Origin of the sequence: Streptococcus constellatus, from assembly GCF_902167705.1 — a bacterium.
GTDB classification, from domain to species: domain Bacteria; phylum Bacillota; class Bacilli; order Lactobacillales; family Streptococcaceae; genus Streptococcus; species Streptococcus constellatus_A.
Genome location: NZ_CABHMZ010000028.1, coordinates 1 through 13,728 on the forward strand (window position 1 = coordinate 1; position 13,728 = coordinate 13,728).

Annotated in this window: 11 protein-coding genes and 1 pseudogene; 2 read left to right on the forward strand and 10 right to left on the reverse strand. The window is 39.9% G+C overall.

Annotated elements, in window-relative coordinates:
* Positions 1-106: 106 nt before the first annotated feature.
* Positions 107-346: pseudogene (locus tag FQ204_RS08495) on the reverse strand (SLOG family protein); the annotation flags it as partial.
* 68 nt (positions 347-414) lie between these two features.
* Here FQ204_RS08495 and recU point away from each other — a divergent pair.
* Positions 415-1,017, forward strand: a complete 603-nt coding sequence (gene recU / locus FQ204_RS08500; protein WP_144210649.1) for a Holliday junction resolvase RecU — start codon at positions 415-417, stop codon at positions 1,015-1,017.
* A complete protein-coding gene (gene pbp1a / locus FQ204_RS08505) occupies positions 1,010-3,184 on the forward strand; it encodes a penicillin-binding protein PBP1A (RefSeq protein WP_144210651.1) in 2,175 nt (724 codons plus the stop codon). Before recU ends, pbp1a begins: the two co-directional genes overlap by 8 nt.
* A gap of 156 nt (positions 3,185-3,340) precedes the next feature.
* Here pbp1a and pepC read toward each other — a convergent pair whose 3' ends face one another.
* The 9 genes from pepC to FQ204_RS08555 all read right to left on the reverse strand — a co-directional run bounded on the left by pepC (position 3,341) and on the right by FQ204_RS08555 (position 13,643).
* Entirely contained in the window at positions 3,341-4,678 is a 1,338-nt protein-coding gene (gene pepC, locus FQ204_RS08510) for an aminopeptidase C (RefSeq protein ID WP_144210653.1), read from the reverse strand.
* A gap of 303 nt (positions 4,679-4,981) precedes the next feature.
* Positions 4,982-5,806, reverse strand: a complete 825-nt coding sequence (nadE, locus tag FQ204_RS08515; RefSeq protein ID WP_144210655.1) for an ammonia-dependent NAD(+) synthetase — start codon at positions 5,804-5,806, stop codon at positions 4,982-4,984.
* Positions 5,803-7,263 (reverse strand): nicotinate phosphoribosyltransferase, encoded by a 1,461-nt coding sequence (locus FQ204_RS08520; protein WP_144210657.1) that lies wholly within the window; start codon positions 7,261-7,263, stop codon positions 5,803-5,805. Before FQ204_RS08520 ends, nadE begins: the two co-directional genes overlap by 4 nt.
* A 260-nt stretch (positions 7,264-7,523) precedes the next feature.
* Entirely contained in the window at positions 7,524-8,900 is a 1,377-nt protein-coding gene (locus FQ204_RS08525) for an amino acid permease (protein WP_144210659.1), read from the reverse strand.
* Positions 8,901-9,280: 380 nt separating this feature from the next.
* Positions 9,281-10,192, reverse strand: coding sequence for a thioredoxin-disulfide reductase (gene trxB, locus FQ204_RS08535; RefSeq protein ID WP_144210661.1), 912 nt, complete (start codon positions 10,190-10,192; stop codon positions 9,281-9,283).
* A gap of 62 nt (positions 10,193-10,254) precedes the next feature.
* A complete protein-coding gene (locus tag FQ204_RS08540) occupies positions 10,255-10,479 on the reverse strand; it encodes a DUF4059 family protein (RefSeq protein WP_144210663.1) in 225 nt (74 codons plus the stop codon).
* 108 nt (positions 10,480-10,587) lie between these two features.
* Positions 10,588-11,331 carry an amino acid ABC transporter ATP-binding protein gene (locus tag FQ204_RS08545; protein ID WP_144210665.1) on the reverse strand — a complete coding sequence of 248 codons (744 nt, stop codon included), beginning with the start codon at positions 11,329-11,331 and terminating at the stop codon, positions 10,588-10,590.
* The gene (locus FQ204_RS08550) at positions 11,331-12,140 is read right to left on the reverse strand and encodes an amino acid ABC transporter permease (RefSeq protein WP_144210667.1); all 810 of its coding nucleotides are present in this window, start codon (positions 12,138-12,140) and stop codon (positions 11,331-11,333) included. Before FQ204_RS08550 ends, FQ204_RS08545 begins: the two co-directional genes overlap by 1 nt.
* A gap of 159 nt (positions 12,141-12,299) precedes the next feature.
* Positions 12,300-13,643: a DEAD/DEAH box helicase gene (locus tag FQ204_RS08555; protein ID WP_144210669.1), complete on the reverse strand. Its 1,344-nt coding sequence runs from the start codon at positions 13,641-13,643 to the stop codon at positions 12,300-12,302.
* Positions 13,644-13,728 lie beyond the last annotated feature (85 nt).

The window sequence follows — 13,728 nt, forward strand, 5'->3', positions numbered from 1 at the left end:
ATGGGAGTAGCTCATAGTTTTTCCTCGGGTTCTGTTTGTGTGGTTACTTACAGTTTACACCAATGAAACGCTATGAGTTTTTTTGTTGAACTATATTTTACAATTTATCAAAAGTAAAAATCGTCGCAATTTGAAAATCGTAGTCTTGCTGTAATTTCTTTGCAATTTCTAGCGTCCAAATTTCAAAACCTAAATTTCCAGTGAAAATCAGCCACTCCACTCCTTCTTCAAATAAACGAGTCAAATCACGCTGAATTGCTTTTTTAATAATCTTGATTCGAGGGTCTTTTTCATCGAAAATTCCCAAATCAAAATTTCGATAGCCTACTACTAATATACTAACCACTTAAATTATCCCTTTATTTCCTTTTTATGTTATAATAGAGTGATGTTATTGTACCAATAAGGAGATATATGGTCAACTATCCACATAAAGTTCCCTCGCGCAATGCGCTGAAGTTTCCTAAAAAGAAGTCAGTCGATTTTGCGAACCGAGGAATGTCTTTTGAAAAAATGATCAATGAAACAAATGATTATTACCTTAGTCATGGGTTGGCGGTTATTCATAAAAAACCGACACCTATTCAAATCGTAAAAGTGGATTACCCTAGACGTAGTCGGGCAAAAATCGTAGAAGCCTATTTTCGGCAAGCTTCTACCACAGACTATTCTGGTGTCTATCAAGGACGTTACATTGATTTTGAAGCAAAGGAAACACGACAAAAAGCTTCCATGCCGATGAAAAATTTTCACGCGCATCAAATTGAACACATGGAACAAGTCGTCAAACAAGGGGGAATTTGTTTCGTTTTATTACATTTTTCAACCTTAAAACTGACGTATTTGCTTCCCGCTCCTTATCTGATTAACTTCTTCAAGATTGACAAAGGGACAAAGTCCATGCCACTTGACTACATTCAAACGCATGGATATCCTATCTCACCGAATGGACTTCCTAGCATTCCCTATCTTGAAATCATTCAACAAAACTTACTAGGTGGTAAAACAAATGAATAAGCAATCTTTACTGACAGCTGCAAAATATGCTGCTATCGGTCTCATCACATTATTTATGCTTGGAGTTGTTGCTGGCGGAGGAATCTTCCTCTATCAAGTTCACAAGGCGCCTGCCTTGTCAGAAAAGAAGCTAGTTGCCACAACTTCCAGTAAAATTTATGATAGTGAAAATAATCTCATTGCTGACTTGGGCTCTGAAAAAAGAGTAAACGCAGCAACGAGTGATATCCCAACTGGCTTAGTGCAGGCTATAGTTGCAATTGAAGACCACCGTTTCTTTAGTCATCGCGGTGTGGATTCTGTTCGTATCTTGGGCGCTTTTTTGAACAACTTGCGCAAAGGAAATCGGCAAGGTGGTTCCACTCTGACACAACAGTTGATTAAATTGACTTACTTCTCTACCTCAACTGCCGATCAAACGCTATCACGTAAAATCCAAGAGGCCTGGTTAGCAGTACAGCTGGAGCACAAAGCCACTAAGCAAGAAATTATTACTTATTATGTAAACAAGGTCTACATGTCAAATGGTAACTACGGCATGCAAACAGCTGCTCAAAGCTATTACGGCAAAGATTTGAAAGATTTGAGCTTGGCTCAAACTGCTTTATTGGCAGGGATGCCTCAAGCACCAAATCAATATGACCCTTATACACAACCAGAGGCTGCTAAAAATCGTCGGAATCTTGTCTTATCAGAAATGTATAAACTCAAATACATCTCTGCTGAGCAATACGAAAAAGCAATCAACACCCCCATTACCGATGGTCTGCAAAGCTTGAAAAATTCTGCTTCTTATCCAGCTTACATGGACAATTACTTAAAACAAGTTATCGAACAAGTTCAGCAAGAAACTGGCTATAACTTGCTGACGACAGGGATGGAAGTCTATACTAACGTCAATAGAGCTGTTCAAGAACGCCTTTGGAACATTTATAATAGCAATGAATATGTTGCTTATCCAGATGATGAACTCCAAGTTGCTTCTACCATTGTGGATGCTACAAATGGTAAGGTTATTGCTCAACTAGGAGCTCGAAATCAAGCGTCAAATGTTTCTTTTGGTACCAATCAAGCCGTTGAAACAAATCGTGACTGGGGTTCAACTATGAAGCCAATCACCGATTACGCTCCAGCCATTGAAAATGAAATTTATACTTCAACAGCTGCTTACATTAGTGATGCCCCTTATCATTATCCTGGGACAACTACTCCGGTTTACAACTGGGATATGCGTTATTTCGGAAATATTACCATTCAGTATGCACTTCAGGAATCTCGGAACGTCCCAGCTGTCAAAACGTTAGAAGCTGTCGGTCTCAGCAAATCTAAGAAATTCCTTAATGGACTTGGTATTGACTATCCAGAAATGGTATATGCGAATGCCATTTCAAGTAATACCACAAAATCGGATAAGAAATATGGTGCTAGCAGTGAAAAAATGGCTGCTGCCTATGCTGCTTTTGCAAATGGAGGAACTTATTACAAACCGCAATATGTCAGCCGTGTTGTCTTTAGCGATGGAACCTCAAAAGATTTCTCTAATCAAGGTACAACCGCAATGAAAGAAACAACAGCTTACATGATGACAAATATGCTGAAAACAGTTCTTACTTCAGGTACTGGGACCAATGCAGCGATATCTGGCGTCTATCAAGCTGGTAAAACAGGAACTTCCAACTATTCCGATGATGAATTGGCGAAACTAACAAAACCTTACGGTGGTTCAAGTGTTGTGACCCCAGATGAACTATTTGTTGGTTATACACAGAAATATTCAATGGCAGTGTGGACAGGTTACACCAATCGTCTCACTCCTGTTCTGGATGACGGTGTGAAAGTTGCAACAGATGTTTACCGTGCGATGATGTCTTACTTGTCTGAAAGTGGGACAGAAGACTGGGAAATGCCTAGCGGTCTCTATCGTAGTGGAAATTATGTCTTTTTAGCCAATGCAACTAATAGATATCAACAAAATTATTATAATTCTACTTCAAGTTCTAGCCTTGAAGAATCGTCTTCATCTTCAAGCAGTCAAGAAAGCTCTACCCCAGAGTCGTCAAGCAGTTCCAGTTCCTCTTCATCAAGTACGGAACCGAGTGCTTCCACCTCTACAAATTCTTCTAATAGCGGTGGAAATTCAGAAACTCCTCCTTCACGAAATCGATAACAGGAAAAATTCTGAAGTCAAAATAGAAAATCAAAAACACGAACAATCTTATAGCCAGTTATTTACTGGTCTTGATTGCTCGTGTTTTTAATATTTCATTCTCTTGCAGAGTCTTTTGAAGCAAGATTAAAAGTTTATCTTGCTTCTTTTTTATTCTTATTTACTAGCCAAAGCTCCCATTGGATCCCACGGAGCAAGCACTTTTGGCTCTGCTCCATAGGCAGCTAATTCTTCAGCCGTTAAAAATTCTTTGCGGACAACGATTTGATAAGTGTACTCGTCCATCCAGTCATCGCTGGCAACAAAATAACCTTTGTCTCCAACCTTGTCGCCCCAAGAATTTTCCACTTTCCATTTTGTTGATTTTCCATTTTCATCCAAATCAACACCCGTCAGGACCATAGCATGGGTCATAAGACTTTCACTGTAATCCAAGCGTCCTGCCTTATCTTGTGTCAAATTGATGTCCATGCTTGATGTGAAGTCGTACATGTCATTAACCATAACGCCCGCTTTGCGGTTACTAGATTGACCTACATCAGAACCGAACCAAACGGTTTCTCCAGCTTGCATTTGAGTAATAGCCAACTCTTTCAAACGCTCCATATTGACATTCAAATAACGAACATCGCGCGCTCCTATGACATTTCCCAACATCTCAACGGTGTAAGATTTACCGTAAGGTTTGTCAGCTGTAGGGGCATTGATGATGGAAACGTAATCATCTAGTGGAAGGTCTACATATTTTTTGTAAAATGCTTGTGGTGTTAATCCATTTTCGCTATGGAAATTGTTGTCTTTATCACGGTAAGCAAAATCAAAAGTACGAGGCGGGAGTCCAAGAGACATCGCTAAGAAATTAAAGATTTCTTGCAAGAGCTCTTCTTTTTTAGCTTGAATAGCTGTCACATCTGCTCCACTAGTAACCAAATCACGCAAGATTTGTGCATCTTGACGGAGTAATTTATTGAGGTATTGGTTAAGCTCATGGCTATTGCTAGATAAAATGGATTCTGGGTAAACTGATTTCGGAACAACTCCATATTTTTCAAAAAGTGCCACAACCATATCCCATTGACCACCGTCTTGTTGAGGCGTGTCTAAGAGGAATTTCACTTTGCGACTGGTTAATTCTTGATCAGCTGTCGCCAGAACTTGCTCTAAGAACCAGTTGGATTTTTCATATTTATCCCAAAAGAATGTGTGCGCTTGAGACAATTCAAATTCTTCTAATTGAAAACCTGCAATCATTTTATGACGGAATGTATTGAGCGCTGCAAACATCCAGCAACGTCCAGATGCTTTTTGATTGCTGACTTTATCTTTGGTTAAGTCAATAGAAAACACAGGATTGTTTTCAATCGTACTGCTGCGTTTTTCAAGTGATGTTAATAAGCCATTGTGGCTGACTGCATTTTCAATCGCAGCATATTTGGCAGTTGCTTCATAATTTGCATATAATGTATCAGTAAATTGTTGATCTATAGAATTCATAGATACCTCCTTCTAATTCTAAACACTATTATAGCTTATTTTCAAAATTCTTCAAACAAAGGGAGTGGGACAAAAATCAGTAATTTCGAAGAAATTTGATTTTGTCGTCCCACTCCCGCACAGTTGAGTACGGCTGTAAAGATTGATTTATCAACCGCATAGAGCCCACTCAACCACTGCGACTTGCAAGAAACTTATAAAAATCGACGAGGTTAAGGACTTTTGTCCCAGCCTCTTTTGTTATACAACTAATTTTAGTAGTCTTCATATTTTAAAAAACGTGAGTCAGAACAATTCTCCTGCTTATTTCCAAAAATCATCGAAGATTGTAATCGGCAAATGACGTTTATGCTCCCCTTTATGCCACCAAGATTCAATGGTAGCCTGTGCCTCTGCTGATACAGATTTACCTTCCAGATAATCATCAATTTCGTTATAAGTGACACCGAGAGCGACTTCATCTGCAATGCCTGGCTTTTCTTCTTCCAAATCCGCAGTTGGTACTTTCTCATAGAGGGCAGAATCAGCGCCTAAGGCAGCCAATAGTTGTTTTCCTTGCCGTTTGTTGAGACGATAAAGTGGCAGAATGTCTGCACCACCATCACCAAATTTTGTAAAGAAAGCTGTTACATTTTCTGCGGCATGATCCGTTCCAATCACTGCTCCTTTATAAGAGCCTGCTAAAGCATATTGCGCAATCATGCGACTACGAGCTTTAATATTGCCTTTATTGAAGTCTGAGACAGTTGCTCCTGTAACCTCAACTGCTCGCGTCATGGCGTCCGCACTTTCTTTGATATTGACAACAAGACTGATATCTGGCTGAATAAAAGCCAATGCACGCTGCGCATCGTCTTCGTCAGCCTGCACTCCATATGGCAAACGCACTGCGATAAATTGATAGCTAGCATCGCCAGTCTCAGCTCGCATTTCTTCTATTGCCAGTTGCGCCAAACGTCCTGCCAAAGTTGAATCTTGCCCGCCCGAGATTCCCAAAACATAGGTTTTCAAAAAGGAATGTTTTTTAAGATAATCCTTTAAAAAATCAATGGATTTACGAATTTCTTCCTCTGGGTCAATGACAGGCTTCACACCTAATTGCTGGATAATCGTTTCCTGTAAGGTCATTTTGTTTCTCCCATTTGATTCGCTTTTTTGCGCATTTGATCAATCAAATCTACCTTGTCTTGCCATACATCACGCGCTAAGTCCACAGGGTAATCTTGCGGATTGAGGACACGTTTGTATTCGTCCCACAACTTATCAAATTCCTTACGAGCGTATTTTTGGATTTCCATTAGGGTTGGCAATTGGTATACGAGTTGACCTTGTTTAAAAACATCTACCAAAAGAGGTACTGCATCAAAATTCGTCACTGTTTTATTGATGTAGGTGTAAGTTGGGTGGAACATTTCTAATTCTGTTATTGCATTGACATCTACGCCGTCATAAGTGATATAATCTCCTTCTGACTTCCCTTTTGCACGGCTAGTAATGCGCCAAACTTGTTTTTTACCTGGTGTTGATACTTTCTCCACATTATTAGAGAGCTTGATCGTATTACGCAAATGACCATTTTCATCTTCAATAGCCACAATCTTATAAACTGCTCCCAGTGCTGGCTGGTCGTAAGCAGTAATAAGTTTTGTTCCAACTCCCCAAACATCAATTTTGGCTTTCTGCATTTTCAAGTTGAGGATAGTATTTTCATCCAAGTCGTTTGACGCATAGATTTTAGCATTTGGGAATCCAGCTTCATCTAGTTGCTGACGGACTTTTTTAGAAATATAAGCTAAGTCCCCCGAGTCAATCCGCACGCCAAGGAAATTGATTTTATCCCCCATTTCACGCGCAACTTGAATAGCAGCTGGTACACCCAGACGGAAAGTATCATAGGTATCCACTAAAAAGACACAGTCACGATGTGTTTGTGCATAAGCCTTGAATGCTTCATAATCATTGCCATAAACTTGAACAAGCGCATGAGCGTGTGTTCCCAAGACTGGAATATCAAAGAGTTTTCCCGCACGAACATTACTGGTACCATTTGCTCCGCCAATAACAGCAGCCCGTGTCCCCCAGATAGCTGCATCCATTTCTTGTGCCCGACGCGTACCAAATTCCATTAAAGGCTCGTCTTCAATCACAGAGCGAATGCGTGCAGCTTTTGTCGCCACCAAAGTTTGATAGTTTACAATATTTAATAAGGCTGTTTCCACTAATTGACATTGAGCAAGGGGACCTTCTACTTGAACAATCGGCTCATTAGCAAAGACCAAATCACCCTCTTGTGCAGAGCGTACTGTCAATTCCAATTTTAAATTTGCTAGATAAGCTAGAAATTCTTCATCATAGCCAAGAGAACGGAGATAAGCAATATCACTATCTGAAAACGTCAAATGATTTAAATAATGAATCATCCGCTCCAAGCCAGCAAAAACAGCATAACCGCTATGAAAAGGCTCTTTCCGAAAATAAACTTCAAAAACAGCTCGCTTATTGTGAATATTTTTTCTAAAATAAACTTGCATCATGTTGATTTGGTACAAATCTGTATGCAATGTTAAACTATCATCTGGATACATAACGACTCCTTGTAAGATGTATTTTCACTTATTATACCACAAATCAAAAGAGCAAGAGGAAATCTTGTCAATCTTTGAATGACAAAACAATAACTTTTAGAAACTATAAGATTGTGTTTGACTATCTACTAGAATATTTATCCACTACTTTTTCATCAGGAACTTGTCTCTGTTGACAGTCTTCTTACCAATATAAAAAACTAAGAAAATCTTGAAACAACTTGAAAAAATCGTATCATTTTCTTAGCTTTATTGCATATTTATTTCGCTTTAAATTTCCATTGACTGTAAATTCCAAATCCAACGATCCAAATAGCAGATCCGATTGCTCCTACAACGGTTGACTTTTGTAAAAAGAGCGTGACAAATACAAACGCAAAGAAGAGCAAGGTGAGTGGGTTGAGAAACTTGTAAGCTGGCATTAGATAACCGTCTGCCATAAATTCTTTTGATTTCCTGTATTTCAGGTGAGCAATCATAGTAAGTGCATAGATAGCAATGTAAACACCTGATGAAGAAGCTGTAATCAAAACAAAGGAATCTGACACTCCCGGCAAAACCTTGATAAAAGCAGCAAATGCAATCACTACCGCTGATGTCAAAATAGCATTTTGCGGAACGTTTTGTCTGGATAATTTGCCAGCACCAATCCTATCCAGGAAGCGATTTGGCGAGTCATGAGCAATTTGATACAAATGGCGTCCTGTCGAATATAAAGTAGAATTCAAGGCTGAAGCGGCTGATGTCAGTACCACAAAGTTAATCAAAGCTGCAGCCCATTTCAAGCCTGCTAACTTGAAAACAATCACAAAGGGGGAATCTGTCGTCGCCAAATCTCTCCACGGAATAATCGCCATAATCGCTAGCAAAGATCCACCATAGAAAAGGACAATTCGCAAAGGAATTTCTTTAATCGCTTTGGGCAATACTTGACGAGGATTTGCCGTTTCAGAAGTTGTAATTCCAATAAATTCAATAGCTTGATAAGCAAAGAAGACCATTTGAAAGCCCATGACAAAACTCATAAAGCCATTGGGAAAAAGTTGGAAATTTTGACTGATATTACTTAAACTGGCTACACCATTTGGTGTCTTAAAGCCTGTCAACACCATAAAAATCGCTGTCACAATCAAAGCAATAATCGCTACAATCTTAACCATGGCAAACCAAAATTCAACTTCGCCAAAAACTCGTACTGCAATCAGATTGACCATACTCAAGACAGCCAGAAAGACAATTTGAATCAGCCATGCTGGCCAAGTCGGAAACCAAAATTGGACATACTGCGCAACTGCCGTAATTTCTGCCATACCGATAAAAATGAGGGAAATCCAATAGGACCAACCAGAAAAATAACCCCAGCCTTTCCCAAGATACTTGGTAATAAAGTTGATAAATGTGTGCTGATCTGGATCATAGTACAGCATTTCTCCAATCGCCCGCATCATCAAATACATAAATACACCTGTAAGCATATAAATGAGAATAATAGACGGTCCTGTCAGACTAATCGAACGCCCTGCCCCTAAAAAGAGCCCAGTTCCAATCGTCCCAGCAATAGCAATGATTTGAACATGACGATTTTTTAAGCCACGTTCCATTTTATTTTCATTATTCTCAGAATTCTTTTCACTCATACGAAGCCTCCTTTTCACATGAACTTTTCCATTGTACCACAATTCTGACAATTCCACTAGTCATTTATGAGGGCACGAGAATTGAACAAGCCCAAAGAAGCCCTTTCATTCCCAAACCATCAGTGCATTGATGTTTTTTTGCTAACCAGAAAAGAAGCTGGGACGAAAGTCTCCAGCTCCAATGTATATAGTGCAATAAACCAACGACGTAGTAGCTGATTGCTCAAAGCACGGCTTTGAGGACTTGCGAAGCAAGTATCAAGGCTGTTCGCTTTTTAAGCTCAGAAGAGTACTTTTGACAAAAACTTTGTTTTCTTCATCCACCACCTCAACAGTCTCCCAGACTGTTGGCAATCTTACGGGAGTGAGACAGAACTCCCTTAAAAATTCTCTGTAATATATTTATAAACTTCTTGCCCTGCAACTGCCCCGTCACCGACAGCTGTCGTTACTTGACGAAGGTCTTTTTCACGAACATCTCCAATAGCATAGATGCCAGAAATAGCCGTTTTCATATGATTATCGGTTACAATCCAGCCTGCTTCATTGGTAATGCCCAAATTTTTAGCAAACTCACTAACTGGGTCTAAACCAACATAAATAAAGACACCGCCAAATTTACGCTCTGACACTTCACCTGTTTTGACATTCTCTACCACAACGCTGCTAACGCGGTTGTCACCTTTGATTTCCTTCACAACTGAGTCCCAGATAAAATGAATTTTTTCATTGGCAAATGCACGTTCTTGCAGTAACTTTTGGGCTCGCAATTCATCACGCCGATGAATAATCGTCACCGTTTTTGCAAAACGAGTCAAAAATACAGCCTCTTCCACTGCCGAGTCGCCTCCACCGACCACAAGCAAATCTTCATCTCGGAAAAAGGCTCCGTCACAGACTGCACAGTAAGACACCCCACGGCTGTTTAATTCTTCTTCACCCGGAACTCCTAGATGACGATGAACAGCTCCGGTCGCAATAATAAGCGTCTTGGTTTCAAAAACCTCATCTTCTGTAAAGACTTTTTTTATTGCTCCTTGGTGTTCGATTTTTTCAACAGAGCCAAACAAATGCTCCACTCCCAAATTTTCGAGTGGTTCAAACATTTTTTCTGCTAGTTCCGGACCACTGATATTAGCATATCCAGGATAATTTTCAATATCTGAGGTATTATTCATTTGTCCGCCTGGAATGCCACGTTCCAAAAGAGCAACTTTGAGATTACTTCTAGCAGCATAAAGCGCTGCCGTCATTCCCGCAGGCCCTGCTCCAATAATAATTGTGTCGTACATAAATTTACTTCCTTTATTGTAATCACTATTATTCTAATGCTATCAAGCTCTTTTTTCAAACATTATGCTTTGAGGATAAGCAAAATCCCCATCATTGCAAAGGATAAAATCGGAATCGTCATCACCGCAATCAATAGCATATCATACAGATGAGCTTGTCGCTCTTTGAGTGTTTTATCAACACGCCGAACAGCACGAAGCCCAATCCATAATCCTAGAAAACTCCCTACCAATAGCGCCGTAATCAGTAAACTCTCTAAATAGAGTAAAAAAACTCGAGACAGCATAGTCACTCCTCTATTCCCTAACTTTTGTTAAAGGCATTCAAAACAAATGCCGCAAACTTGAAAATAAACCCAGCTAGCAAGGCCAACTGGGCTTCTTTTTCTATTATATCAAATATATGTCCGTTTGTAACTGGCAAAAAATTCTTTTGTGCGTTCTTCTTTAGGATGGTTCATTATTTCATCTGGAGTACCCATTTCAATGATGTGTCCCTTATCTAAAAAGAGTACCTTGTCTGCCACTTGAGACACAAAAGACATGTCATGACTAACTAAAATCATGGTCTGGCCAGTCTTGGCTGCATCTGCAATGGATTTTTCAACTTCTCCTACTAACTCAGGATCAAGCGCTGATGTTGGCTCGTCTAAAAGCAGAACATCTGGTTTCATCGCAAGTGCACGCGCTAAAGCGACACGTTGTTTTTGTCCACCTGACAGATGACGTGGATAGTGATTTTCACGGTCTGACAGACCAACTTTTGCCAGTTCTTCTTTGGCAAGATTCGTCGCTTCTTGGTCTGAGAATTTTTTTACAACCAATAAACCTTCTTTGACATTGTCCAAAGCCGTCCGACGCTCAAATAAATTAAACTGCTGAAACACCATAGCCAACTTTCGCCGCAAGGTTAGGATTTCTTCCTTGCTAATCGTAGAAAAATCAACAGTAAAATCATCAATGCTAATCGTTCCGCTGTCTGGCTGCTCTAAATAATTCAGACCGCGTAAGAAAGTGGATTTCCCCGCACCAGATGAGCCAATCAAAGCAACCACTTCTCCTTTTTGAATCTCTAAACTAAGATTGTTTAAAACCATTTGTCCAGAAAAGGATTTGCTGAGATTTGAAATACGAATCATTATCGAACATCTCCTTTCGCCTGTATTTGTGGGTTGAGATTATCAGGCGCTTCAATCGCCATTTTCTTTTCGATAAACCGCCCAAGTGCTTCAATCACAATATTCACGCCCCAATAGACAAGAGCAACTGAGATAAAGCGCTCAAAGTAACGGTAATCTGCACCGCCCAAAATCTGCGCTTGAGCAAAAATCTCAACAACTCCTGCACTGAAAGCCAGAGAAGTCCCTTTGGTCAAGCCAATCAAAGAGTTAATCAAGGTCGGTGTGGCAACCACCGCAGCATTGGGAATAATAACACGGCGGTAAACCTGCCCGTTTGTCATTCCCAAACTACGAGCCGCTTCAATCTCTCCAGAATCCACTGATAAAATCGCTGCTCGAATAGTTTCACTGGCGTAAGCTGCTTCATTAAAAGCAAAAGCTACAATCGCAAATAGATAGGCTGGAATAGCATTGATATTCAGACCCGTACCAAATCGCAAGTTAATGGCTTTCAGAAGCAAAGGAATCCCATAATAAGTCAGCATAAGCTGAACAAGTACTGGTGTTCCTCGCAAAAAACTAACGAAAAAGGCTTGCAGAGGATACAAAATCTTCACACGGTTGATTTTGACAATAGCAAAAATGAGAGCTAAAATCAAGCCAAAAAAAGCTCCTCCTAAAGTCAATAGCAAAGTTGTCGGTAATTTTTCAATAATTCTGGGTAGTCCGTCAAACACAGATCGCCAGCTAAAAAGCTGTCCGTCTGGAATCTTCTGAACCAATTCTTGATACCAATTAGAGGCTAGAATCGCTGTTGTAACAATCATTGTAACTTCCCTTTCTCAATAATGTCTAATTCTATCACAATTTTACAATTTCACCAATTATTTACTACGATAAAAATAGACTAGCAAGACTAGTCTATCACATTCGTTCTATAAAGAATAATTGTTTTTATTTATGAGAGTGATAAAGAAATTTTAAGACTAAAAACTTTGACGTTTCGCTTTTCTTTCTGCACGACCGCGTGCGCGATTTTCAGCTCGCTTCGTTTTTCGGCGTTTTTCATTGACAGCCCACTGGATTTTTTTCTTATAACCCGGTTTGATTTTCTTCTTTTTCTTTTTAACCAGACCAATCATTTCCGTGTCCAATTTTTCCTGCGTTTTTTCACGATTGGCACGACGATCGCGGTCATAGGTATCTTGAAATTCTCCGTTTTTGATCATCTTGGGAATGAAGTGAATACCCAATTTTTCCAACTCACGAATATCTGAATCATCGCTCGGTTGATAAAGTGTAATGGCCGTACCTGGTAATCCATTTCTGCCAGTTCGTCCCACTCGGTGAACGAAGAAGGACAAATCTTGCGGAATCGCATCATTGATGACATGACTAACACCTTCAATATCAATTCCCCGCGCAGCTAAATCTGTCGCCACAATATACTCAAAATCTAGGTTCTTCACCTGATTCATAATCCGTTTGCGCTCCCGCGGTGCAATATCCCCATGAATCTTTGCCACTTTGAGACCTTGCGCTGTCAGATAGCTATGCAATTCATCCGCTCGTGTCTTAGTATTGACAAAAATCATAGCTAAATACGGCTGCAACAACTGTGTGATTTCATAAATCTGCGCATTCTTATCACGTCCTTTTGTCGAAATCAGCCAATTTTCAATGGTATCTGAAATAACTGTTTTGGTCTTGATTTGCTCAATGACAGGGTTTGATAGATATTTCTTTAAAAATGGCTGCAATTTTTGCGGAATAGTCGCAGAAAAGACTAGAAATTGCAAATCCTTCGGCAAACTGGACGCAATCTTATCCACCGTCACTAAAAATCCCATATCAAGCGTCATATCTGCTTCATCAACGACAAAAGTATGTGCCTTATGAATGGCTAAGTCACCTGATTCGACCAAATCATAAATGCGTCCCGGCGTGCCAATGACGATGTGCGGCTGGCTGGAACTCAATTTCCCAATCTGACGGTTTTTATCAGTTCCACCAACGTAATGAGCCACTCGGATTTCCTTGTCCGAGAAAGCAGCAATTTGGCGTGCAGCCTGATAAATCTGCCTAGCCAGCTCACGACTAGGAGCAGTAATGACAACCTGAACACTATCTGCGTCTTCATTCAGCTTTTGAAAAATCGGCAGCAAGAAAGTGTGAGTTTTCCCTGAACCTGTTTTAGACTCTCCTACCAAGTCTCGACCAGCAAGTACAACTGGAATCAGTTTTTCCTGTACTTCTGTCGCCTCAACAAAGTTCAAATCCTTGAGTGCCTCTTGAATGTAATCTTTAAACTTAAATTCTGTAAATTTCATGTTTTCCTCTATTCGTCTCTTATCCTATCTATTATACCAGAACTTGCTTTAAAAATAAAAATGAATCATTTTTCGTTTTTTTCTA

Excerpts from the sequence above, each read along its gene's own strand:
- FQ204_RS08540 (WP_144210663.1), bottom strand. The coding sequence starts at position 10,479 with ATGCTGTCTCGAGTTTTTTTACTCTATTTAGAGAGTTTACTGATTACG.
- nadE (WP_144210655.1), bottom strand. The coding sequence starts at position 5,806 with ATGACCTTACAGGAAACGATTATCCAGCAATTAGGTGTGAAGCCTGTC.
- FQ204_RS08555 (WP_144210669.1), bottom strand. The coding sequence starts at position 13,643 with ATGAAATTTACAGAATTTAAGTTTAAAGATTACATTCAAGAGGCACTC.
- recU (WP_144210649.1), top strand. The coding sequence starts at position 415 with ATGGTCAACTATCCACATAAAGTTCCCTCGCGCAATGCGCTGAAGTTT.
- FQ204_RS08525 (WP_144210659.1), bottom strand. The coding sequence starts at position 8,900 with ATGAGTGAAAAGAATTCTGAGAATAATGAAAATAAAATGGAACGTGGC.
- trxB (WP_144210661.1), bottom strand. The coding sequence starts at position 10,192 with ATGTACGACACAATTATTATTGGAGCAGGGCCTGCGGGAATGACGGCA.
- pbp1a (WP_144210651.1), top strand. The coding sequence starts at position 1,010 with ATGAATAAGCAATCTTTACTGACAGCTGCAAAATATGCTGCTATCGGT.
- FQ204_RS08550 (WP_144210667.1), bottom strand. The coding sequence starts at position 12,140 with ATGATTGTTACAACAGCGATTCTAGCCTCTAATTGGTATCAAGAATTG.
- pepC (WP_144210653.1), bottom strand. The coding sequence starts at position 4,678 with ATGAATTCTATAGATCAACAATTTACTGATACATTATATGCAAATTAT.
- FQ204_RS08545 (WP_144210665.1), bottom strand. The coding sequence starts at position 11,331 with ATGATTCGTATTTCAAATCTCAGCAAATCCTTTTCTGGACAAATGGTT.
- FQ204_RS08520 (WP_144210657.1), bottom strand. The coding sequence starts at position 7,263 with ATGTATCCAGATGATAGTTTAACATTGCATACAGATTTGTACCAAATC.